This window comes from Cellulomonas sp. KH9 (assembly GCF_900114185.1).
In the GTDB taxonomy this organism is placed as follows: Bacteria; Actinomycetota; Actinomycetes; order Actinomycetales; family Cellulomonadaceae; genus Cellulomonas.
Map to the genome: position 1 here is coordinate 183394 of NZ_FOSE01000005.1, position 21104 is coordinate 204497.

Sequence of the window (21104 nt, forward strand, 5' to 3'; positions counted from 1 at the left end):
CGTGGACGGACCTTCTTCGGTTGTCGGGACGGTGGGCGTCGTCACTTGCCGAAGCCGGCGGTGAGGCCGGCGACGAGCTGACGACGTCCGATGACGTACAGCAGGAAGATCGGCAGCGCCGACAGTACGACGGCGGCCATGACGGCGGGGACGTTGATGGTGAGCTCGCCCTGGAACGCCCACAGCGCGAGCGGCAGCACGCGCTGCTCGGGGCTCTGGGTGAGCACGAGGGGGAAGAGGAACCCGTTCCACGCGTTGAGGCCGTCGTAGATGGCGACCGTCGCGATGGCGGGGCGGCTCAGCGGCAGCACGAGGCGGGTGAGCACCTGCCACTCCCCCGCGCCGTCGACGCGCATCGACTCGAACAGCTCCTTGGGGATGTCCCGCAGGAAGTTCACCAGGATGATCACCGTGATCGGCACCGCGAACGCCGCGGTGGGGAGCACGAGCGCCAGGAGCGTGTCGTACAGCCCCATCTTGGTGATCATGTAGAAGATCGGGACGATCGCGGCCTGCAGCGGGATCGCCAGGCCCAGCAGGAAGAGCGAGAACGACCGGGCCACGAACCGCGACGTGTTGCGCGTGATCGTGTACGCCGCGAGCAGCGCGACGGCGATGGTCAGGGCGACGGCGCCCACCGTGACGACCACCGAGTTGAGCAGGTAGCGGTCGAACCCGCTGTCGATGACCTGGCGGTAGCTGTCGAGCGTCGGCTCGGTGGGCAGGCCCAGCGGGTGGTCGGTGAAGAAGTGCTGCTGCGTGCGCAGGCTCGTCACCACCACCCAGTACACGGGCACGATGACGACGGAGAGCCACAGCAGCGAGCCGACGCCGGCGGGCAGGTTGGGGCGGATCCGGTCGCGGCGGCGCCGCGGCGGGGCCTCCGCGGTGGGGGTGGCGGGGCGCACGGCCTCGGTGGTGACCATCACAGGCCCTCCTGCTGGCTCTGCATCCGGGTGAAGCCGGACAGGCGTGTCAGGCCGAGGGACAGCGCCAGGCCGACGACGGCGAGGATGGTGGCGATCGCGCTGGCCCGGCCCATCTCGGTGGCGGTGAAGCCGGTGAGGTACATGTGCAGCGGCAGCAGCCGCGTCGCGTAGCCCGGGCCGCCGGCGGTGAGCACGAAGACGAGGTCGAAGTACGTCAGCGAGCCCACGAGCATGAGCGTCGACGACGTGACGATCGTGTACCGCAGCTGCGGCATCGTGATCGAGAAGAACCGGCGCACGGTGCCCGCGCCGTCGAGCTGCGCCGCCTCGTACAGCGAGCCGGGGATCTGCCGCGCGCCCGCCTGGTACAGCAGCGTGTGCAGCGGCACGAAGTGCCACGCGATGATGAGGATCACGGCGATGAGCACGGTGTTCGGGTCACCGAGCCAGCTGTGCCGCAGGAACCCCGGGCCGGCCGGCCCCGCGAGACCGAAGTTCGGGTCCAGCAGGTTCTTGAACACCAGCGCGACGGCGGACGACGACATCAGCAGGGCGATGAAGTACACCGCGGCCATCCACGCCCGCCACCGGCCGCGCGGCGCCAGGTAGACGCCCAGCAGCAGGCTCAGCGGCGTCTGGACGAGCCAGGTACCGACCATCACCTGCAGCGTGATCCACAGGGTGAGCCAGGTGACGTGGTCGGTGAGGACCGCGCCCCAGTTGTCGAGGCCGAGCCAGGCGGGTGTGCCCAGCCCGTTCCACGAGGTGAACGACAGCGCCACGGCGCCGCCGAGGGGGACGAGCGCGAACCCGCCGAACAGGATCAGTGCGGGCGCGAGCAGCCACGCCGAGACCGGCTGCCGCTCGCTGCGTCGCCGCGCGCCGGGCCCGTCCCCGCGGGTGCCGGCGGCACCCGCGGGGACGGCAGGGAGGGTGGTCGTCACTGCGCGTCCAGCGTCGCGTTCATCGCCGACACGAACTCCTCCGGCGTGGTCTGCAGCAGGAAGACGCGGTCGAGGTGGGTCGTGAGCTGCTCGGCCTGCGACGGGTTGATCGCCTGGTCCCAGGAGAGCTGGAAGTGCGGTGCGGCCTCGGTGAGCTCGACGACCATCTCGGCGAACGTGTCGTCGCGCTCGGTGATCTGGTCGCGCGCGGTGGTGACGCCCGGGACCGCGGACCGGTCGAGGATCTCGCCGATGTACTCCTCGTTCATCACCTGCTCGGCCAGGAACGCCAGCACCGTCTCCTTGTGCTCGTCGGTCGCCGAGGCGTTGACGGACCAGAAGTTCGACGGGTTGCCCACCAGGTTGGCCGGGTCCCCGGCACCGCCGTCGTAGGCCGGGAAGGGGACGGCCTTGAGGTCGCCGGACTCCACGAAGTCCGGTGCGGCGGTCTTGATGTTGGAGTACGCCTGCGACAGGACGACCATCATCGCGGCGCGCCCGGTGTAGAGCAGCGCGTCGGCCGCGCCGGTCTCGTAGGCGATCGACGCGTGGTCGTCGACGAAGCCGCCGGCCTCCACGAGGGTCTGGATCTCGGTGAGCGCCTGCGTGACCGCCGGGTGGGACCACGCGTCGGGCTCGTTCGCCACGATCGCGTCGAACACCTCGGGCCCGCCGATGCGGTCGACGAGGTACCCCAGGTAGGGCAGCTGCGGCCACTTGGACTGGCCGGCGAGGGCGATCGGGGCGATGCCCTCCTCCTCGAACACGGGCACGAGGTCGAGCAGCTCGTCCCAGGTCGTGGGCGGCTCGGCGCCGACCTGCCGGAAGACCGCGTCGTTGTAGAGGATGACGACGGGCTGGATGTTGTTGATCGCGGCCCCGTAGACCTTGCCGTCGAACGTCACGGTGTCGAGCACCGACGGCAGGTAGCGGTCGGTGATCGCGGGGTCGTCGATGGGCTCGACGTACCCGGCGTCGACGTACGTCTTCAGCGCCGCGCCGCCCCAGCTGAACATCAGGTCGGGGCCCTGGCCGGCACCGAGGGCGATGCGGAGCTTGTCCTTGTAGCCCTGGTTGCCGAACATCTGCAGCTCGATGGGCTGGTCGGGGTGCTCCTCGTTCCAGCGGTCGACCGCAGCGACGTACGACTCCGACTGACCGCCCTCGAGACCCCAGACGATCGCGGCGTCGCCGCTGCCGCCGGGGGCGGCGGTGCCGCCGTCGCCGAGCTGGGGCGTCGTACCGGATCCGCAGGCCGCCAGGGCGAGGGCGACGCCGACGACGGCGGCGGTCGCGCGGACCCGCCGCGCAATGGTGGAACTCATCGTTGAGACTCCAGTTCTCCTCGTCGAAAACTTTTCGCCCTCGGGGGCGACGCTTTCACCGTAGTTTTCGCCTGTCGCCCGTGTCAACGCGCCGATCTCACCCGCCGCCGCCGCTGAAACGGATCAACGGCCATCTTGAAGTTTTCGGTCGGGGACGGTTACGTTCGGCCTGAACCGTGAAGGGGGGCACATGCCCGCAGCCGCACGACGCCCGACGCTCACCGCCGTCGCCGAGCGCGCCGGCGTGTCGATCGCGACCGTCTCCAAGGTCGTCAACCGGCACACCGACGTGGCACCGGCCACCCGTGAGCGCGTCGAGGCCGCGGTCGCCGAGCTCGGCTACCGCACCCCCGGGGCCCGCCACGCCGAGACCCGGCGCACGGTCGAGTTCATGGTCGACAAGCTCGACAGCCCGTACGCGATGGAGGTGCTGCGCGGCGTCACCCTCGCCGCCGAGGAGGTGGACGTCGACGTCACCGTCTCGCGCGTGCGGCGCGGCGGCGGCGACCGGCCCGAGCCGCCGTCCAGCTGGACGCGGCGGCTGATCTCGGCACGCCGCACCGGCGCGATCGTCGTGACGGCGCAGGTCACCGACACCACGTACGACAGCATCGCCCGGGCACGGCTGCCCGTGGTCGTCATCGACCCGCTGCACCTGACGACCCCCGAGCTGGTCTCGGTCGGCTCGACCAACTGGACCGGCGGGCGCACCGCCGGTGAGCACCTGCTGGGCCTGGGGCACACCCGCATCGGCGTCGTCGCGGGCCCCGAGGCGTCCATCAGCGCCGTCGCGCGCGTCGACGGCTTCCGCTCCGCCTGCCAGGCGGCGGGCGTCACCCTGGACCCCGCGCTGGTGCGGCACGTCGCGTTCGACCACGACGCGGCGCTGCGCGCCGCCGACGACCTGCTGCGCCGCGCCGACCCGCCCACCGCCCTCCTGGCCAGCAGCGACGCCCAGGCCCTGGGTGTCCTCGAGGCCGCGCGACGCCTCGGTCTGGTGGTGCCGCGCGACCTGTCCGTCGTCGGCTACGACGACACGTACGTCGCCGCCTGGACCAACCCGCCGCTGACCACCGTGCACCAGCCGCTGCGGGACATCGGGCGCGTCGCGCTGCGCACGGTCCTGGCCATGGACGCCGGCAGCATGCCCGACTCGCACCACATCGAGCTGGCGACGTCCCTCGTCGTCCGCGACTCCACCGCCCCGCCGGCACAGCCGCCGGCGCCTCGGGAAGGACCACGTTGAGCACGAGCACCACCGGCACCACCACGCACCCGTGGCACGACACGACCCGTCCGACGCACGAGCGCGTCGAGCTGCTCCTGGCGTCCATGACCCTGGAGGAGAAGCTCGCCCAGCTGGGCAGCCACTGGTTCGACCGGCGCGGCGCGGGTGAGGTCGTCGCGCCGATGCAGGACACGTTCGGTGCGCGCCGGCCCGACTTCGCGACCGCGTCGCGGCACGGGCTGGGCCACCTGACCCGCGTGCTGGGCACGGACCCGGTCCCGGCCGACGAGGGCCGGGCCAAGCTCGCCCGCACGCAGCGCGAGCTCGTCGCGAACCACCGGCTGGGGCTGCCGGCCATCGCCCACGAGGAGTGCCTCACGGGTGTCACGTCGTACGGCGCGACGGTGTACCCGGCGCCGCTGGCGTGGGGTGCCGCGTTCGACCCCGACCTCGTCCACGAGGTCGGCGCGGCCATCGGGCGGGACCTGCGCCGCCTCGGCGTCCACCAGGGCCTCGCCCCGGTGCTCGACGTGGTCCGCGACTACCGCTGGGGCCGCGTCGAGGAGACCATCGGCGAGGACCCGTACGCCGTGGCGACCATCGCGACCGCGTACGTGCAGGGCATGGAGGAGCAGGGCGTCGTCGCGACGCTCAAGCACTTCGTCGGGTACTCCGCCTCGCGCGGCGGGCGCAACCACGCGCCGGTGTCCGTCGGCCCGCGCGAGCTCGCCGACGTGCTGCTGCCGCCGTTCGAGATGGCGGTGCGCGAGGGCGGCGCCCGCTCGGTCATGAACTCCTACGCCGACCTCGACGGCGAGCCGGTCGCGGCGTCGTCGGCGCTGCTCACCGACCTGCTGCGGGACACGTGGGGCTTCGAGGGCACCGTGGTGTCCGACTACTGGGCGGTCGCGTTCCTCGCCACCGCCCACGGCACGGCCGCCGACGCCGTGGACGCGGGCGCCCGCTCGCTGCGCGCCGGCATGGACGTCGAGCTGCCCAACACCATGTGCTTCGGCCTGCTGGGCCCGCTGGTGGCCGACGGCGGGCTCGACGAGGCCGTCGTCGACCGCGCCGTGCGGCGCGTGCTGCGGCAGAAGGCCGAGCTGGGCCTGCTCGACGCCCCGGCCGCGGACGGCACGCCCCCCGGCGGTGCCCCCGACGACGAGCCGATCGACCTCGACGCCCCCGGCAACCGGGACCTCGCCCGGCGCCTGGCCGAGGAGTCGGTCGTGCTGCTGGCCAACCCGGCGGGCGTGCTGCCGCTCGACGCGCGCACCACGCGCCGCGTCGCGGTGGTCGGCCCGTCCGCCGCCGACCCCGGCGTGCTGCTCGGGTGCTACTCGTACCCGATCCACGTGCTGCCCCGGCACCCCGAGCTCGGCATGGGCGTCGAGGTCCCGTCGCTGCTGGACGCCCTGCGCGCCGAGCTCGACGGCGCCGACGTGGTGCACGAGCCCGGGTGCGCCGTGGTGGACGACGACCGCTCCGGGTTCGACGCCGCCGTCGCGGCCGCGCGCGACGCCGACGTGGTCCTGCTGACGGTCGGTGACCGCGCCGGCATGTTCGGCCGCGGCACGTCCGGCGAGGGCTGCGACGCGAGCGACCTGCGGCTGCCGGGCGTCCAGCACGACCTGGTCGAGGCCGTCCTGGCCACCGGGACGCCCGTCGTCCTCGTGGTCGTCTCGGGGCGCCCCTACGCGCTGGGGGCCTTCCTCGACCGCGCCGCGGCGGTGGTGCAGGCGTTCATGCCGGGCGAGGAGGGCGCCGGCGCGATCGCCGGGGTGCTCAGCGGCCGCGTCACACCGTCGGGCCGGCTGCCCGTGCAGGTGCCGCGCGACCCGGGCGGCGGCCCGCAGACCTACCTGGGCGCACCGCTGACCCGACGGCTCGACAAGATCAGCAACCTCGACCCCGGTCCGGCGTTCCCGTTCGGCCACGGGCTGTCGTACACGACGTTCGCGTACGACGACCTGCGCGTCACCGCGTGCGGTGTGCCGACGGACGGCGCGTTCGACGTCGCCGTGACCGTCACCAACACCGGCGAGCGTGCCGGCACCGAGGTCGTGCAGCTCTACCTGTCCGACCCCGTCGCCGACGTCGCGCGGCCCGTCAAGCAGCTGGCCGGGTACGCGCGCGTGCCGCTCGAGCCGGGCACCGCGGCGCGCGTCACGTTCGCCGTGCCCGCCGACCTGACGTCGTACACGGGCGTGGACCTGCGGCGCGTGGTCGACCCGGGCACGGTCGGCGTGCAGGTGGGCGGCTCCAGCGAGGGTGACGTGCTGACCGCGCGGGTGGAGCTCACGGGGCCGCGCCGGTACCCCGGTGCGGACCGCGCGCTGCGCAGCACCGCCGTGGTGACGCCGCTCGTCTGAGGACGTCCCGGGCGGCCGGGGCCCGCGGTGCGACCGCACCGTGGGCCCCGGGCCGTCTCAGGCGAGCCGACCCAGGTGCAGCGCCGCGAGCGCGACGGCCGTCACCGTCTCGGCGTCCCGCACCTCACCGCGGCGGATCATGCCGAGCACCTCGCCGAACGGCACGGTCCGCACGGCGGTGATGCCCTCGGTCGCCTGCTCGCGCGCGGTCGCGGCCGGTTCGGCCACGGGCGCCAGACCGCGGGCGACGAACACGTGCTCGACGGCCCGGGCGACGCCGTTCAGGGCGTCGACCTCCCCGACGGGCGTCCACTCCCGCGCGGTGAGACCGGCCTCCTCCGCCAGCTCGCGCTGCGCCGCGACCAGCGGCTCCTGGCCGTCCGTGCCGCCCGCGGGCACCTCCACCGACCCGGGCCCGACGGTGTACCGGTCGGTGGTCACCAGCACGACCTCGTCGTCGTCGGTCAGCGCGACGACGAACACCGCCGGCCGCACCTCGACCACGCCGTACCGCGCGGGCCGGCCGTCGGGCGCGACGACGTCGTCCTCCCGCACGGTGATCCAGGGGTTCCGGTGGACGATGCGCGAGGTGACGGTCTGCCAGGGCATGACGTCACCGTAGAGGGCCGGGGACGCGGTCTCCGGGAGCCGGCGCCCGGGGACCGGTGCCCGGCTCAGCGACCGTGCGCGAGCGTGCGGGCCGTGAGGAGCACCAGCGCGTCCTCCACGAGCGCCGCGCGCACGTCCGGGCGCAGCGCGTCCGGTCCCTGCTCGGCCGCCCACTGCCGCCACGACGCCCCGCCCACCGACCCGGCGAACGCACCGGCGCCACCCGCGAGCGCCGCGACCAGCACGGCCCCCGGCCCCCGGCGGTCGACGACCGCCAGCGCCGCGGCCCCCGTCGCACCGGCGACGATGCGCCCGCCGATCTGCACGGGCACGAGGCGGCTGGGCGTGGCCGGGAGCTTGTCGGTGACCATCTCGCCGAGCACGGCGGCGGCGGTCAGGCCGCGCAGCGCGCGTGCCGCCAGGCCGTGGTGACCGCGCGTGGCAGCGTGCACGGGGACGGCGACGGCGACCGCGGAGCGACCGCCCGACGCGAGACCGAGAGCGACGGACCGCACGAGAACACCCATGGGACGTGTCTACCGGGACCGCGCTGCACCGGCATCTCGGCGCGGTCGTGCCGGACGCCCGTCCGGGTGCGGCGGGCTCTCGACGTGCGGGACCCGCCCGACGGCACCAGACTCGCCTGCCAGGCGGGCCACCGAGGTCCGCACCGGGCACGACGAAGGAGCGACATGGGCATCGGTGGCGGTATCGCACTCCTGGTGATCGGGGCGATCCTCTCGTTCGGGGTCTCCGACCGGATCGAGGGCGTCGACCTCACGGTCATCGGGTACATCTGCATGGGTGCGGGCGCCCTCGCGCTGATCCTGGCCGTGGCGCTCAACTCCCAGCGCACCAACACGACCCACCGGCAGGTCGTCGAGCACCGCGAGGAGCCCCCGCTCCCGCCGACCGCCTGACGCCGCACGGCTCGCCGACGCCCCGCCCGGTCCGACCGGGTGGGGCGTCGTCGTGCGTGCCGGTCGGTGGGCGTCCGGTGCGTCCGTGGAGCGGGCACGAGGGGCGCATGTCGGACGACCCGGACACAATGGGCGCCCGCCCGCAGCCGCACCGCGGGCGTCCGCAGGGGGCGACGACGGAGGGGACCGCATGGACCGGGACGAGGCACGGCAGGCCAAGGCGCACGCGCTGGCGGTGGCACGCGAGCTCATCGAGAAGGACGTCCAGGCGTCGACCAGCGGGGTGCCCGCGCCGCGTCTGTCCGTCGGGCTCGCGCCGCGCGGCGACGGTCGGTACGGCGTCGCCCTGCGCTACCGGCGGGACGTGCCCGGGGTCCGCGACCTCGCACGCCGCGTCGCCGACGAGATCGGCGAGGTGGGAACCGCCGTCGACGTGCGACGCACCGGCCGCATCCGTCCGCTGGGCGACGACCCCGGCACCGGCGGCGCGGGCGGACCCGGCAACGGCGTCGGCACCGAGCCGGGCACCGGCCCGGTCACCGACCTCGGCGGCACCCGGATCGGCACCGACCTGGGTGCGGCCACCGGCGGGGACGCACCCCCCGTGCCGGGCCCCCGGCCCCCCGTGGTCACGGCGCAGGCGCTCGGCGAGACCGGCCGCGTGCGCCCGCTGCGCCCGGGGGTGTCCATCGCGCACGTCGACGTCACGGCCGGCACGCTGGGCGCGTTCGTCCTGGTCGGCGGCGTGGTGCACGCGCTGTCGAACTACCACGTGCTCGCCGGCTCGCCCGCGGCCCGCCCGGGTGACACGGTGCTGCAGCCCGGCCCGGCGGACGGCGGCCGCGCACCGCGCGACCGTGTGGGCACGCTCGCCCGCGTCGTCCCGCTCGCGCCCGGACGCACCGCCGTCGTCGACGCGGCCGTCGCCCTGCTCGACGAGCAGGACGTCGACCCGACCTACCCGGTGGGCCGCATCACCCGCACGGCCCGGGCGCTCGGCGGCGAGACCGTCGGCAAGGTCGGGCGGACCACGGCCGTCACGACCGGTGTGGTCACGGCGATCGAGCTCGACGACGTGGTCGTCGGCTACGGCGAGGAGCTCGGCAACCTGCGCTTCGACGACCAGATCGAGATCGAGGGCGCAGGGCGCCTGCCGTTCTCCCGCGGGGGCGACTCCGGCTCGCTCGTCTACCGCCAGGACGGCGTCGCCCTGGGACTGCTCTTTGCCGGGTCGGAGACCGGGGGGGACAATGGTCGTGGGTTGACGTACGTCAACCCGATCGATGCCGTCCTCGAGGCGCTCGACGCGACCCTGCTCGCCTGATGGGGGCCGCGGGCCGCGCGCCCGACCGGCGCGGGAGGTGTGCAGTGGCCGACCTCGACGAGGCCCGCCGGGCCAAGGACGAGATCAAGGCCGCCCTGGCCGGCCGGGACGGGGTGGCCGGCGTCGGCATCGCGCCCGAGGCGGACGGCTACGGCGTCCTGGTCCGCGTCCTGGGGGACGACGCGTCCGCCCGACGGCTGGGCGTGCCGGCGAGCGTGCACGGCGTGAGCGTGCACGTCCGCCCGACGGGGCCGATCGCAGCACGCGGCTGACGCGCGCCGCCGGGCGTCGTCGGGTGCCGCGGGTGCCGCGGGTGCCGCGGGTGCCGCGGGTGCCGCGGGTGCCGCGGGTGCCGCGGGTGCCGCGGGTGCGCAGCGCGACGACGCGCCCGCACCCCGGAGGGTGCGGGCGCATCGGTGTCGCAGCCCGGCCGACGACCGTCGGCGGACGGTGTCAGCGGACGGTCGTCAGCGGACGATGCACGGATTCCCGTTCAGCGTCGCGCCGGTCACGGCCTGGGGCGTCCCGGAGCCGATGAACCCGAACGACACCGCGTTGTGGTGCCCGATCGTCGAGTTCCAGGCCACGTTGCGCGCCGTCACCGTGGAGCCGGACTGCGTGGTCGTGGAGCTCCACGCCTGCTGGACGGACTCGCCGTTGGTGAACCTCCAGCTCACCTCCCAGCCGTCGACCTGCTCCATCGTGGCGTTGAAGACCGTCACGTTGCCCTGGAAGCCGCCCTGCCAGGCGTTGGTGACGTCCACCTCGAGCTCGCACACCGAGTCCGCGGGGACCGTGGGCGTGGGCGTCACGGACGGGGTGGGGGTGGGGGTCACGGTCGGCGTCGGCGTCGGCGTCGGCGTGCGGGTGGGGCTCGGCGTCACCGACGGGGTCGGCGTCGGGGTGCGCGTGACCGTGGGCGTGGGCGTGGGCGTGGGGCCGGGGTTGCCGCCCCCGCCGAAGTCGACGTCCACGCAGTTGTAGAACGACTCCGGGCTGTCGGTGCGCTCCCAGATGTTGAACAACACGTGCTTGCCGCTCTTGTCCGACGGCAGCTTCACGTTCCACCAGTACTCGGGACCGGCGGGACCGCCCTCGCGCAGCGGCGGGTCCTGCACCCGGTCGAACGGCGCGGGCTCGAGGTCGTCCCACCCGATCGGCTCGTTCTGGTTCCAGCCGTCCTTGGTGATCCAGGTGGTGAAGTACCCGGGGTGCCGTGCGACCGCCGCGTACTGGAAGGTCATCGTCTGCCCCGGTGTCACGCGCGTCGTGGGCCACGCCGACGACGGGGTGTTGTACGCGGCGAACCGCGAGTCCGGGCCGCAGAGCTTGCCGTCGGCGATGGTCTCGTGGCGGCCCGCGATGGTCCCGAGCAGGTTGCCGAACCAGTTGTAGAACGAGTAGTTGCTGTCGGCGAAGGCGTTGACGCAGGCCGGGTTGGTCGGCTTCATGTTGCCCGCCTCGCCGGCTGCCTGACCGCCGGCCAGGCCGTCGGTGTAGCAGACGTAGGTGCGGGTCGGCGGGTTGGTCAGGCCGCCGTGCGCCTGCGCGGCGGTCGGCACGGCGACGAGCGCCGCGGCCACGAGCACGGTGGCGGCGGCACCCCCGAGCGCGCGGCGTCTGGACAGGGTGCGGGGCATGGAGATCCCTCTCACGCGAGCGGCGGCAGGTCGCCGCGGGGGGCGGGCACCGATCGGTGCGGTGTGGCGTTCAGGGTGCGTACCGGCAGCGAGGGCGGCAACCCTCCGAAACGTTTCCAGCACGTGGGACACTCGTCCCACGGCTGCACGGACCCCTCGAGGACGTCGGGCACGGCACCGCCACCCCGACGGGGAACGACGGCGCGGACGAGTGATCTCACGGACCTCTCACGGACCGTGCTCGGCGGATGGGGGGTGCAGGCCCGATGATGGGCTCCGTGACGCGCAGGGCCACGACGGCGAAGGGTGCGCACCGAGGTGGCCTGTCGGCCTCCGACCTCGGTGGCGTGCGTGGCCTCGCCGTGGCCGCGCACCGGTTCGACGCCTGCCGGCGCGTCGAGGAGGTCGTCGAGGCGGCCGCCCAGGCCGCGGTCGACGTGCTGGGCGCCGACGCCTGCGCCGTCGCCCGGATCACCCAGGAGACCAGCCGCGTCGTCCACCTCGACCCGCCGAGCAACGACCCGCGCTGGCACCAGTTCCTCAGCACCACCTACCGGGCCGACGACCGTCCGGCCCTGCGCGCCCTGCTGCGCAACCGCGAGAGCTGGGTGGCCCACGCGTTCGACGCGCACGGCCGCTCGGTGCGCCCCGGCGACACGTCGGCCGGCGACCGCGTCGAGGTCGAGATGCTGCGGGAGGTCGGTGCCGCGTCCGCCCTGACCGCGCCCGTGGTCGTCAACGATGCCGTGTGGGGCCAGATCACCGTCGTCCGCGACGTCGACTCCTCGCTCTTCCACGTCGACGACGTGGCGACCGCCGAGGTGCTGGCGGCGCTCGCCGCCGGGGCGATCGCCCGCGTGGACCTCGAGCAGCAGATGCGCCACATCGTCGCGGACGACCCGCTGACCGGCCTGGCCAACCGGCGGACCGCCGACCAGGCGGCCGAGGCCGCCCTGGCCTCCGGGCGCGAGACGTGCGTGGTCATGTGCGACGTCGACGGCCTCAAGCGCGTCAACGACGAGCTGGGGCACGACGCGGGCGACGACCTGCTGCGGGCCGTGGCGGACGTGCTGCGGCGCGCCGCGGACGCGATCCCGGGCGCCACCGCCGCGCGGATCGGCGGGGACGAGTTCTGCCTGGTCACGGTCGACCAGCCACGCGAGGTGGTCGCGACGACCATGGCCACCACCGTGGCGAAGTTCCCGCTGCCGCACGGCGCCGCGATCTCCTACGGGGTCGCGTCGACGGCCGTCATGGGCTCGGTCGAGGCCCGGCACCTCTTCCGCCGCGCCGACCAGGCGCAGTACCAGGCCAAGCGCCGCCGGGCACGGGCCCGCGCCCGCACCACCCCGCCCATCTCCGACCCGGTGCAGGCCGTCGAGCGCCTCACCGCCGGTGGTGCCGTGGCGATCGGCGCCGCAGCCCCCGCGGTGGTCCCGCGCCTCTGCGCGTTCGCGGCCGCCGCCACCGAGACGCTGGGCGGCGACTCGTGGGCCGTCCGCGAGCGCATGCCCGGGTCGCAGACGTTCACGACGGTCGCCCGCGGCGGCAGCCCCGCCGACGCGTCCGAGACCCGCCTGCTGACGGTCGAGCGCGACGAGTGGGTCGTCGAGGTGGCCGTCGCGGCCGCGGCGTCGACCGGCCGGCAGGTGCAGACGGCGCTGCACGCGCTCGTCGCGATCGCCGTCGACGGCGCCGGTCCGCCCGAGGGCGTCGGCGCGGGCTGAGGCCCGAGCGGTCGGCGCACCCGAGGGCGCGGCCGACCGCGGGCGCCACGCAGCCGTCCCGCCGCGCAGCCGTCCCGCCGCGCAGCCGTCCCGCCGCGCAGCCGTCCCGCCGCGCAGCGGCAGGGTCAGCCGGTCAGCCGTGCAGCGGCAGAGTCAGCGACTCCGGGGCACCCGTGACCACGCGCACGGGCACGCCCCAGTCCTGGGCGGCCAGGTGGCAGGCGGGGTGCTCGATCGCGGGGTCGGCGTCGCAGCTCGCCGCGCGCGCGGTGACGTGCAGGACGCCCTCGCCGACCGTCGGGTCGAGCCGCAGCGTGCGGGTGAGAGCGACGTCGTCGCCCGCCCCGTTGAGCAGCAGCCCCGCCGGTGTGGCCGACACCTGCAGGGACGTCGACGGGCCCCACCGGTCGTCGAGCTTCTGGCCCGCGGCGGGGTGGAACACGACCTCGAGCGCGACGTCGGTGCCGATCTCCGTGACGGGCCGCTGGGTGCGGTGCGCGCCGGCGTCGACCTGCTCGCCCGCGCCGGCGGGGAGCGCGATGCGCGTGAGGCGGTGCGCCGCGGACTCGACGACGAGCACGTGGTCGGTGTCACCGGCCGGCAGCACCAGGCCGCTGGGCTCGGCCAGGTCGGTCGCGAGCGTGGTCACCGTGCCCGGCGCGTCGCCGTCGCCCGGCTGCCAGCGGCGCAGCGCGCCGTTGTAGGTGTCGGCGACGAGCACGGAGCCGTCCGGCAGGGCCGCGACGCCCAGCGGGTGCTGGAACAGCGCCTGGTCGGCAGCGCCGTCGCGGTGGCCGAAGTCGAACAGCCCGGTCCCGGCGACCGAGTGCACCGACGCGTCCTCGGGGTCGACCCACCGCAGCGCGGACGTCTCGGCGTCGGCGAGCCAGATGCGACCGTCGGCGTCCACCGACAGGCCCGACGGCTGCGCGAACCACGACAGCTCCGGGGCCCCGTCGACGAGGCCCTCGTTCATCGTCCCGGCGAGGTGCGTGACCGATCCCTGCTCCGGGTCGAACGCCCACAGCGTGTGGTTGCCGGCCATCGCGACGACGAACGCCGAGAGCCGCTGCGACCACGTCACGTCCCACGGCGAGGACAGCTTCACCTGCCGCGGCGGCCACTGGTCGCCCACGCCGGCCTCGGCGGGGTTCGCGGTGTCGCCGTCGAACGGCGTGACGTTGTCGACGGCCCCGACCATGTACTGCTCACCCGTGCCCGCGACGGTCGTCACGTACCCGTCGGCGAGCCGCACGCCGCGCAGCGCGTGGTTGACGGTGTCGGCGACCAGCACGTCGTACCCGACGCGCTCGCGCAGCCCGTGGGGGACGAGGCACAGGCCGTTGGGCTCGCTGAACCGGGCCTCGTCCGGGCCCCCGTCGACGAGCCCGCGCTCGCCGGACCCGATGCGCCGCACGAGCGTCTCGCCGTCCGCGGCGACCTCGGTGAGCGCGTGGTGGCCGGCGTCGGCCACGAGGAACGTGCCCCCGGGCAGCTCGACCGCCTTGGCGGGGAACCGCAGCGTCGTCGGCTGCGGCGTCGGCGCGACGTACGGGCCGTCACCGCGGTGCAGCGTGCCCTTCGCCTCGTGCTCGGTGACGAGGTCGCGCACCAGCGTCTCCACCGCGTGGGCGTGCCCCTCGCCGGCCATCTGCGCGACGACGTACCCCTCGGGGTCGATGACGACGAGCGTCGGCCACGCGCGCGCGGTGAACGCCTGCCACGTCACGAGGTCCGGGTCGTCGAGCACCGGGTGGTGCACCTCGTACCGCTCGACCGCCGCCGCGAGCGCGACCGGGTCGGCCTCGTGCACGAACTTGGGCGAGTGCACGCCGATGATGACGAGGACGTCGCGGTGCCGCTCCTCGATCTCCCGCAGCTCGTCGAGGACGTGCAGGCAGTTGATGCAGCAGAACGTCCAGAAGTCGAGGACGACGACCTTCCCGCGCAGGTCGGCGAGGGTCACGTCCTTGCCACCGGTGTTGAGCCAGCCGCGTCCGACCAGCTCGGACGCGCGCACACGGGGCAGACGGGGGGCAGCGGTCGACGTCACGCCCACATCCTCCCCGACCCGGTCCCCTGCGCAACGCCCGTGCCACCAGCTGGTCGCCGACCCCGTCCCGCCGACCACTGGTCACCGGGGAGCACTGCCACCGCCGGCAACCGTCCCCACGTGGCCGGTGGTCACCCAGGGGATCCGGCGTGCCCGGCCCCGCCCCGGACGTGCGACGGCCGGGCACAGCCGGAGGGGTGGCTGTGCCCGGCCGTCAGGCCGTGCCGCCCGCGGGTCGTGCCCCCGCGGGGTCGTGCTGCCGCCGGCGTGTGCCGGCGGGTTTCGGGATGCGTCAGGCCGTCGCGCAGGTGGCCGTCAGCGAGCCGGGTGCGCCCGTGGCGATGAAGCCGGCCGTGGTGCTGGCGCCGGCGCTCAGGGAGCCGTTCCAGTCGGCGTTCGTCAGGACGCCGCCGCTGTGCGTGCTGCTCCACGCCTGCGTGATCGTGGCGCCGCCGACCGTGACCTTCCACCCGCGGATCGCGGCGGAACCAGCGGTCACGACGACCTCACCCTGCCAGCCGCCCGACCAGGCGTTGGCCGCCTTGACCGTGGCCGTGCACGCCCCGCCGGGAGCCGTGGTGGGCGTGGGGGTGACGGACGGCGTCGGGGTCGGGGTGGGCGTGACCGACGGGGTCGGCGTGGGCGTGACCGACGGGGTCGGCGTGGGGGTCGGCGTGGGCGTCGGGCCGGGGTTGCCGCCGCCGCCGATGTTGATGTCCGAGCACAGGTAGTACGGCTGGTCGAGGTGGCTGGCCTGCCAGATGGTGAACAGGACGGCGCGGCCGGAGCGGCCCGCCAGGTTCACGTCGGTCTGGTAGAGGCCCGTCGTGCCGTAGCGCCCGGTCTCCTTCACGAGGTCGAGGTCGTCCCAGCCGAGCGCCTCCGTCGTCGGGTCGAAGCCCGCCTTCGAGACGTAGATGCGCATGTAGTCCGCGCCGTGCTTGGCACCGTCGGTGAGCGTCAGCGTGAACGACGTGGGGACGTTCGTCATCGTCCACGGGCCCGGGGTGTCGAGCGACGCGTACAGACCGTTCTGCGTCTTGCCGCCGGAGCAGAGCTGGCCGTTGGGGATCACGGCCTCGTGCCGGCCCCCGACGTTCTCACGGTAGAGGCCGTTCCAGTTCCACATGGTGTTGGGGTTGGCCTGGAACGCCTGCCAGCACATGGGGTCCTGCTGCGCCATGGCCGGGTTGAGGTGGTCGTCGCCCCACCGGTCGTAGCAGCTGAAGTTGCGGGACGCCGGGTCGGTGACCGACCCGTGGGCGGACGCGGACGTGGCGACGAGGCCGGTGGCCGCGAGCGCCAGGGGGACGGCGAGGGCGAGCCGGGCGAGCCGGCCGAACCGGCTGCTGCTCCGGGTACGGATGGACATGCATGTCTCCTGGGGGTCGGTGACGACGGTGCCCCGTCCGCGCTCGCCCGGGCGGGTCGCAACGATGCGATCCGAGGACGACAGGGCGCCACGAGGGCTCGACCACCGTGCGGCCTCACTCCGCGCCGCGCGAGAGTGCTAAGCGTTTCAGCGGGACGTGCGTCCCAGGCACCCGCAGCGGCGACACCCCGGCGGTCCCGTCACCGGCGCTCGCCGCGGGGCGGTCACCGACGGTCGAGGACGTGGATGCGGGGGTGGTGCCCCTTGGCGTAGACGCGCGTCACGGAGCGCGGCGTCCACAGCTCCGCGGCGTCGCGTACCACCCGCTCCATCACCTTGACCTCGTGCGTCAGCACCACCAGGCGCGCGCCGGGTGCGGTGACGGCATGAGCGGCCCGCAGCAGGCCCGCGTGCAGCCGCGGGGCGTCGGCGTGGGAGCCGTGGAGCGTGCCCCACGGCGGGTCGGCCAGGACCACGTCCGCCGCACCGCCCAGCGGCTGGACGACGACGTCGAGCAGGGCCGCCGCGTCCGTGGCGTCGGCCCGCAGCAGGGCCGGCCGGGGCGGGCGCGTCAGCAGCCGCGCCGCCTCGAGGTTCGCGCGGGCCGCGTCGAGCGCCGCCGGGTCGAGGTCGACCGCCACGGCCGCCGCCGCCGGACCGACGAGCAGCCGCTCGACCAGCAGCGTGCCCGAGCCCGCCATGAGGTTGAGGACGCGGTCCCCGCCGTGCACACCGGCCAGGCGCGCGACCGCCGCCGCGATCGTCGCGTTGGCCGCCCCGGGGAAGTCGGCGACGCGCCACGTGCGCGCGGACAGCGGACGGGGCCCGACGCGCACCAGCACGTCCCACCCCGGGTCGGCGTCGCCCCGCCGCGGCCCGCGACGCACGCGCACCACCAGGTCGCCCGTCGCCGGCTCGTGCCGCAGCCCGGTCGCCTCGTGCAGCAGGCCCGCGAGCCGCGCGAAGACCGCGGAGTCCGCGCCGGCCGCCTCGAACCGGAAGGTCGACGAGCCGGCGACGCGCAGCGACGCGTACACGGCGTCGACGATCCGGGCCAGGTGCTCGGGGCTGGTGAACGACCGGGGCCGCGGCACGTCGAGGTGCAGGACGACCCACGCGGCCACCGCGGTGCGCAGCTGCGTCACGGCCGCGAGCGGCCCGGGCAGCGCCAGCGCGACGGCGTCGTCCCGGTCCGGCACGTCGCGCAGCCCGCGGGCGCCGGGGAGCACCTCGGCGACCTCGGCGGCGAGCACGTCCCGCAGCCCGGGCAGGTAGGTGAGCTCGACGGCCGTCAGCGGCTCCCGCGCCGGGACCGCACCGCGGACGGGTCGGCGGTCACCGTGCGTCCGGCGGTCACCGCGACCGGTCGGGCGTGCGCCGGTCGCGCCACGGACCGCCGCGCCCGACCGGTCCGCGCGCCCGGCACCACCGCGCCCCGCACCACCGCGTCCGGCGCCGTCGCGTCCGGCACCGTCACGTCCGGCACCACCGCGTGCCGCACCGTCACGTCCGGCACCACCGCGTGCCGCACCGTCACGTCCGGCACCGTCGCGTCCGGCACCGTCGCGTCCGGCACCGTCACGCCCCCCGGCGCGCCGGCCCCGCTGCCCGCTCAGACCGGCACCGCGGCGCGCGCGCCGACGGCACGCAGCACGAACGCCTCGGTCTGCGCGATCGCGTGCTCACGCTCCGGCCCGCCGTCGGGCAGGCCGCGGCCGGTCAGGCACGCGTTGACGAGCGGGACGGTCGTGGCGAGGTCCTGCTCCGGGAACGCGCCGGAGGCGATGCCCGCGGCGAGGATGCGGCGCAGGATCTGCTCGACCACGAGGACGTGCTCGCGGACGCGCTGCTGGGCGCCCCGGGACAGCACGGATCGCAGCTCCGGCCCGGGCGCGACGTGGTAGACCCGCGTCAGCGAGGCCTGGGCGCGGACGTAGGCGCGCAGCTGGTCCACGGGGTCGACGATGTCGTCGAGGGACGCCTGCAGGCCGGCCGCGTACTGCTCGGTCTCGTGGGTGATGAAGCCGAGGAGCAGCGCCTCCTTGTCGGGGAAGTGGTTGTAGACGGCGGTCCGTCCCACGCCTGCTGCGGCGGCGATGTCGGCCAGGGTGATCGCGTCGAAGCCCCGCTCGTTCATGAGCGTCGACAGCGCCTCGAACAGGCGGCGGCGCGTCTGCTCGCGGTGCTCGTGCAGCGAGGCCCCGATGATCTTCGGCATGCTGACATCGTGACACATCCTGTCAGGAAGATCGTCACGGACGAGGGGTGACACGGGCGAAAGTGTGACATTGCTCACGGCGGTTCGTCGCTTTCGCCTACAATGCCTCAGCATCACCTGGACGACCCCGCCCGACGAGAGCCCGGACGCGATGAGCCGACACGCCCACCACCCGCAGGAGGGACCTCCTGCGGGTCGCGCGCGCGCCGCAGCGGTGCCGGGCCCCATCCCCGCGGAGCGACCCGGGGACTGGCACCTCGACGAGCACGGGACGCGCCGCGTCTCGGTGGTGCGGGCGGCCCACGAGCGCTTCGTGGTCTCGGGCGACGACCCCGGGCGCCAGGTCCGGCCCATCGTCGCCGACTCCTGGCGCCGCAGCCGTCGCGTGGGCGTGGACCCCGAGATGCCGACACCCCCGGTCGACGTCGCCGGGTCCGACCTGGCCGAGCTGCGCAGCAGCCACCCCCTGTCGGGTGCCGTGCCCACGGTGCGCCGGCTGCTGGTGGAGCCCGGCCCGGGCTGGGTCGCGGCACTGAGCGACGAGTCGGGCCGGCTGCTGTGGGTCGACGGGGACCGTGCGGTGCGCCGCGAGCTCGACGGCGTCGGGTTCGTCGAGGGTGCCGCGTGGCGGGAGGACGCCGTGGGCACCAACGCGCTCGGCACAGCGCTGGCCACCCGGAGGCCGCTGCAGGTGCTGGGCACCGAGCACTGGGCCCGCGTCGTGCACCCGTGGAGCTGCGCCGCGGTGCCGGTGCACGACCCCGAGGGGCGGATGCTGGGGGTCCTGGACGTCACGGGTCGCGACGACGCCGCGTCGTGGATGGCTCTGGCGCTCGTGCGCGCGACCGTCGCGGCCGTGGAGGCCACCCTCACCGCCGGTGCGGGCGCACCGCCGGGCGCACGCCTGGGGGTGCTCGGCACCCAGGGCGGCACGCTGCACACGCCCGCGGGTCGCCGTCGCCTGACCTGCCGCCACGCGGAGATCCTCCTGCTGCTCGCCGAGCACCCCGCCGGGCTGCGCGGGGACGAGCTGGCGGTGCTGCTGTCGGAGTCCGAGCTGTCCGAGGTCACGGTGCGCGCCGAGATCTCGCGTCTGCGCCGCCTGGTCGGGCCGCTGCTGTCGGAGTCCCGGCCCTACCGGCTCACCGCGCCGCTGCGCACCGACGTCGACGCCGTGCGGGACGCGCTGGCCGTCGGCGACGTCGCCGGCGCCCTGAGCGCCTACGCCGGCTCGGTCCTGCCGCGGTCGACCGCCCCGGGCGTCGAGCGCGTGCGGGCGACGGTCCAGGACGAGGTGCGCGCCGCCACGCTCGCGTCGGGCGACCCGGGTCTCGTCGCCCGCTGGACGGCGAGCGACCCCGGCGCGGACGACTGGGAGGCGTGGCAGACGCTCGCGCGCGTGGCACCCATCGGGTCGGCGGCCCACCTGCGCGCCCACACCCGCCTCGCGCAGCTCAACCGCACCCTGCGCTGACGCCGCCGCCGTGCCCCGCGGCCCCGCTGCCGCGCACGACGGATTTCGTCGCCACCCCTCCGACCAGCACCTCTCACAGCACCGTCGAAGCGGTTGTGAGCGGCCGGGCACCGATCCCCGGCCCACCCCCGCTGACGAGCGCGTCCGCACCCGAACGGGTCGTCCCGGCGGGCGCCGTGACGGATCTCGTCGTGCAACGGTCGTGCAACGGTCGCGCCGATAACGTCGCACCGGTGGCATCGACGGCGACGCCTCTCGTGGGAGCCCGTCGCCCCAGGTGCCCGGTCGGGCGGCGCGCGGGAGGGGGCGCGTCGCCCGACCATCACCGGTCGGGACGTCGGGCATCCACGTGACGAACCGGGCGTTCCCACCCTCGTGGGCATGCCGCTAGCGTTGCGGTCGTGGACACCGACCACCATCCCGAGCCCGCCACGACCCTGCCGCCCGCGATCACGCCGGACGCCAAGGACTGGACCTGGGTGCTGCGCGAGCGGTGCCCGGAGTGCAGGTTCGCGGCCTCCGACGTCGACCCGGCGGGCATCGGCGGCACGGTCCGCGACCTCGTCCCGCGGTGGGTCTCCGTGCTGCACCGCGACGACGCGCACGTGCGACCGGCACCGGACGTGTGGTCGCCGCTGGAGTACGGCGCCCACGTGCGCGACGTCCTGCGACTGTTCGGCCGGCGCCTGCAGCTGATGCTCGGCCACGACGACCCGCTGTTCGACGACTGGGACCAGGACGCGGCCGCCCTCGCGGACCGCTACGACCTGCAGGACCCGGTGGTCGTGGCGGAGGAGCTCACCGCCGCCGCCGAGGTGACGGCCGACCGGTTCGACGCGGTCGGGGGCGACGCCTGGGAGCGCACCGGCCGGCGCAGCAACGGGTCGGAGTTCACCGTCCGCACGCTCGGCCAGTACTTCCTGCACGACGTGGTGCACCACCTGCACGACGTGCGCGCCTGACCCGTCG

19 protein-coding genes are annotated in these 21104 nt (G+C 75.1%); 8 read left to right on the forward strand and 11 right to left on the reverse strand.

What is annotated here, in order from left to right:
- Window positions 1-41: 41 nt before the first annotated feature.
- Genes BMZ16_RS16630 through BMZ16_RS16640 form a run of 3 tightly spaced genes read right to left on the reverse strand, consistent with a single transcriptional unit; the run spans window position 42 to window position 3198 of the window.
- Window positions 42-926, reverse strand: a complete 885-nt coding sequence (locus tag BMZ16_RS16630; protein WP_089802543.1) for a carbohydrate ABC transporter permease — start codon at window positions 924-926, stop codon at window positions 42-44.
- A complete protein-coding gene (locus BMZ16_RS16635; RefSeq protein WP_089802545.1) occupies window positions 926-1873 on the reverse strand; it encodes a carbohydrate ABC transporter permease in 948 nt (315 codons plus the stop codon). Before BMZ16_RS16635 ends, BMZ16_RS16630 begins: the two co-directional genes overlap by 1 nt.
- Window positions 1870-3198, reverse strand: coding sequence for an ABC transporter substrate-binding protein (locus tag BMZ16_RS16640; protein ID WP_089802547.1), 1329 nt, complete (start codon window positions 3196-3198; stop codon window positions 1870-1872). The genes BMZ16_RS16635 and BMZ16_RS16640 overlap by 4 nt, the downstream gene beginning before the upstream one ends.
- Before the next feature lie 190 nt (window positions 3199-3388).
- Here BMZ16_RS16640 and BMZ16_RS16645 point away from each other — a divergent pair, with 190 nt between their 5' ends.
- Entirely contained in the window at window positions 3389-4444 is a 1056-nt protein-coding gene (locus BMZ16_RS16645) for a LacI family DNA-binding transcriptional regulator (RefSeq protein ID WP_089802548.1), read from the forward strand.
- Entirely contained in the window at window positions 4441-6798 is a 2358-nt protein-coding gene (locus BMZ16_RS16650) for a beta-xylosidase/alpha-l-arabinosidase (RefSeq protein ID WP_255366763.1), read from the forward strand. Before BMZ16_RS16645 ends, BMZ16_RS16650 begins: the two co-directional genes overlap by 4 nt.
- 57 nt (window positions 6799-6855) lie before the next feature.
- On the opposite strand, the gene BMZ16_RS16655 is transcribed toward BMZ16_RS16650, so the two are convergent.
- Window positions 6856-7407: an NUDIX domain-containing protein gene (locus BMZ16_RS16655; protein WP_089802550.1), complete on the reverse strand. Its 552-nt coding sequence runs from the start codon at window positions 7405-7407 to the stop codon at window positions 6856-6858.
- A 65-nt stretch (window positions 7408-7472) separates the two neighbouring features.
- Window positions 7473-7934, reverse strand: coding sequence for a hypothetical protein (locus BMZ16_RS16660; RefSeq protein WP_143082873.1), 462 nt, complete (start codon window positions 7932-7934; stop codon window positions 7473-7475).
- Between the two features lie 165 nt (window positions 7935-8099).
- Here BMZ16_RS16660 and BMZ16_RS16665 point away from each other — a divergent pair, with 165 nt between their 5' ends.
- The 3 genes from BMZ16_RS16665 (at window position 8100) to BMZ16_RS16675 (ending at window position 9923) form a co-directional block, all read left to right on the forward strand.
- On the forward strand, window positions 8100-8327 hold the full coding sequence (locus BMZ16_RS16665) for a DUF6458 family protein (protein WP_089802555.1): 228 nt from the start codon (window positions 8100-8102) through the stop codon (window positions 8325-8327).
- A gap of 190 nt (window positions 8328-8517) precedes the next feature.
- Window positions 8518-9651, forward strand: a complete 1134-nt coding sequence (locus BMZ16_RS16670; RefSeq protein WP_089802556.1) for a hypothetical protein — start codon at window positions 8518-8520, stop codon at window positions 9649-9651.
- 44 nt (window positions 9652-9695) lie between these two features.
- The gene (locus tag BMZ16_RS16675; protein WP_255366764.1) at window positions 9696-9923 is read left to right on the forward strand and encodes a hypothetical protein; all 228 of its coding nucleotides are present in this window, start codon (window positions 9696-9698) and stop codon (window positions 9921-9923) included.
- 195 nt (window positions 9924-10118) lie between these two features.
- Here the strand turns inward: BMZ16_RS16675 and BMZ16_RS16680 are convergent, their stop codons facing one another.
- Window positions 10119-11291 carry a lytic polysaccharide monooxygenase gene (locus BMZ16_RS16680; protein WP_089802560.1) on the reverse strand — a complete coding sequence of 391 codons (1173 nt, stop codon included), beginning with the start codon at window positions 11289-11291 and terminating at the stop codon, window positions 10119-10121.
- 269 nt (window positions 11292-11560) lie between these two features.
- Between BMZ16_RS16680 and BMZ16_RS16685 the strand changes: the two genes are divergently transcribed.
- On the forward strand, window positions 11561-13018 hold the full coding sequence (locus BMZ16_RS16685; protein WP_255366785.1) for a GGDEF domain-containing protein: 1458 nt from the start codon (window positions 11561-11563) through the stop codon (window positions 13016-13018).
- Between the two features lie 133 nt (window positions 13019-13151).
- On the opposite strand, the gene BMZ16_RS16690 is transcribed toward BMZ16_RS16685, so the two are convergent.
- The 5 genes from BMZ16_RS16690 to BMZ16_RS16705 form a co-directional block, all read right to left on the reverse strand.
- A complete protein-coding gene (locus BMZ16_RS16690) occupies window positions 13152-15071 on the reverse strand; it encodes an NHL domain-containing thioredoxin family protein (RefSeq protein WP_089802564.1) in 1920 nt (639 codons plus the stop codon).
- 292 nt (window positions 15072-15363) lie between these two features.
- Complete coding sequence (locus BMZ16_RS16695) at window positions 15364-16443, reverse strand: lytic polysaccharide monooxygenase (RefSeq protein ID WP_089802566.1); 1080 nt, start codon at window positions 16441-16443, stop codon at window positions 15364-15366.
- 224 nt (window positions 16444-16667) lie between these two features.
- Window positions 16668-17696, reverse strand: a complete 1029-nt coding sequence (locus tag BMZ16_RS16700) for a class I SAM-dependent methyltransferase (RefSeq protein ID WP_255366765.1) — start codon at window positions 17694-17696, stop codon at window positions 16668-16670.
- 38 nt (window positions 17697-17734) lie between these two features.
- Entirely contained in the window at window positions 17735-17980 is a 246-nt protein-coding gene (locus BMZ16_RS19435; protein ID WP_177199755.1) for a hypothetical protein, read from the reverse strand.
- 75 nt (window positions 17981-18055) lie between these two features.
- On the reverse strand, window positions 18056-18661 hold the full coding sequence (locus tag BMZ16_RS16705) for a TetR/AcrR family transcriptional regulator (RefSeq protein WP_089802570.1): 606 nt from the start codon (window positions 18659-18661) through the stop codon (window positions 18056-18058).
- A 151-nt stretch (window positions 18662-18812) separates the two neighbouring features.
- On the opposite strand from BMZ16_RS16705, the gene BMZ16_RS16710 reads away from it, so the two are divergent.
- Window positions 18813-20135, forward strand: a complete 1323-nt coding sequence (locus BMZ16_RS16710) for a GAF domain-containing protein (RefSeq protein ID WP_089802572.1) — start codon at window positions 18813-18815, stop codon at window positions 20133-20135.
- Window positions 20136-20536: 401 nt separating this feature from the next.
- Window positions 20537-21097: a DinB family protein gene (locus BMZ16_RS16715; protein WP_089802574.1), complete on the forward strand. Its 561-nt coding sequence runs from the start codon at window positions 20537-20539 to the stop codon at window positions 21095-21097.
- The last annotated feature ends 7 nt before the right edge of the window (window positions 21098-21104 follow it).

What these genes read in the sequence shown, in the direction of transcription:
- BMZ16_RS16630 (WP_089802543.1), bottom strand. Translation starts at nt 926, where the DNA reads ATGGTCACCACCGAGGCCGTGCGCCCCGCCACCCCCACCGCGGAGGCC.
- BMZ16_RS16640 (WP_089802547.1), bottom strand. Translation starts at nt 3,198, where the DNA reads ATGAGTTCCACCATTGCGCGGCGGGTCCGCGCGACCGCCGCCGTCGTC.
- BMZ16_RS16645 (WP_089802548.1), top strand. Translation starts at nt 3,389, where the DNA reads ATGCCCGCAGCCGCACGACGCCCGACGCTCACCGCCGTCGCCGAGCGC.
- BMZ16_RS16655 (WP_089802550.1), bottom strand. Translation starts at nt 7,407, where the DNA reads ATGCCCTGGCAGACCGTCACCTCGCGCATCGTCCACCGGAACCCCTGG.
- BMZ16_RS16660 (WP_143082873.1), bottom strand. Translation starts at nt 7,934, where the DNA reads ATGGGTGTTCTCGTGCGGTCCGTCGCTCTCGGTCTCGCGTCGGGCGGT.
- BMZ16_RS16665 (WP_089802555.1), top strand. Translation starts at nt 8,100, where the DNA reads ATGGGCATCGGTGGCGGTATCGCACTCCTGGTGATCGGGGCGATCCTC.
- BMZ16_RS16670 (WP_089802556.1), top strand. Translation starts at nt 8,518, where the DNA reads ATGGACCGGGACGAGGCACGGCAGGCCAAGGCGCACGCGCTGGCGGTG.
- BMZ16_RS16680 (WP_089802560.1), bottom strand. Translation starts at nt 11,291, where the DNA reads ATGCCCCGCACCCTGTCCAGACGCCGCGCGCTCGGGGGTGCCGCCGCC.
- BMZ16_RS16685 (WP_255366785.1), top strand. Translation starts at nt 11,561, where the DNA reads ATGGGCTCCGTGACGCGCAGGGCCACGACGGCGAAGGGTGCGCACCGA.
- BMZ16_RS16695 (WP_089802566.1), bottom strand. Translation starts at nt 16,443, where the DNA reads ATGTCCATCCGTACCCGGAGCAGCAGCCGGTTCGGCCGGCTCGCCCGG.
- BMZ16_RS16705 (WP_089802570.1), bottom strand. Translation starts at nt 18,661, where the DNA reads ATGCCGAAGATCATCGGGGCCTCGCTGCACGAGCACCGCGAGCAGACG.
- BMZ16_RS16710 (WP_089802572.1), top strand. Translation starts at nt 18,813, where the DNA reads ATGAGCCGACACGCCCACCACCCGCAGGAGGGACCTCCTGCGGGTCGC.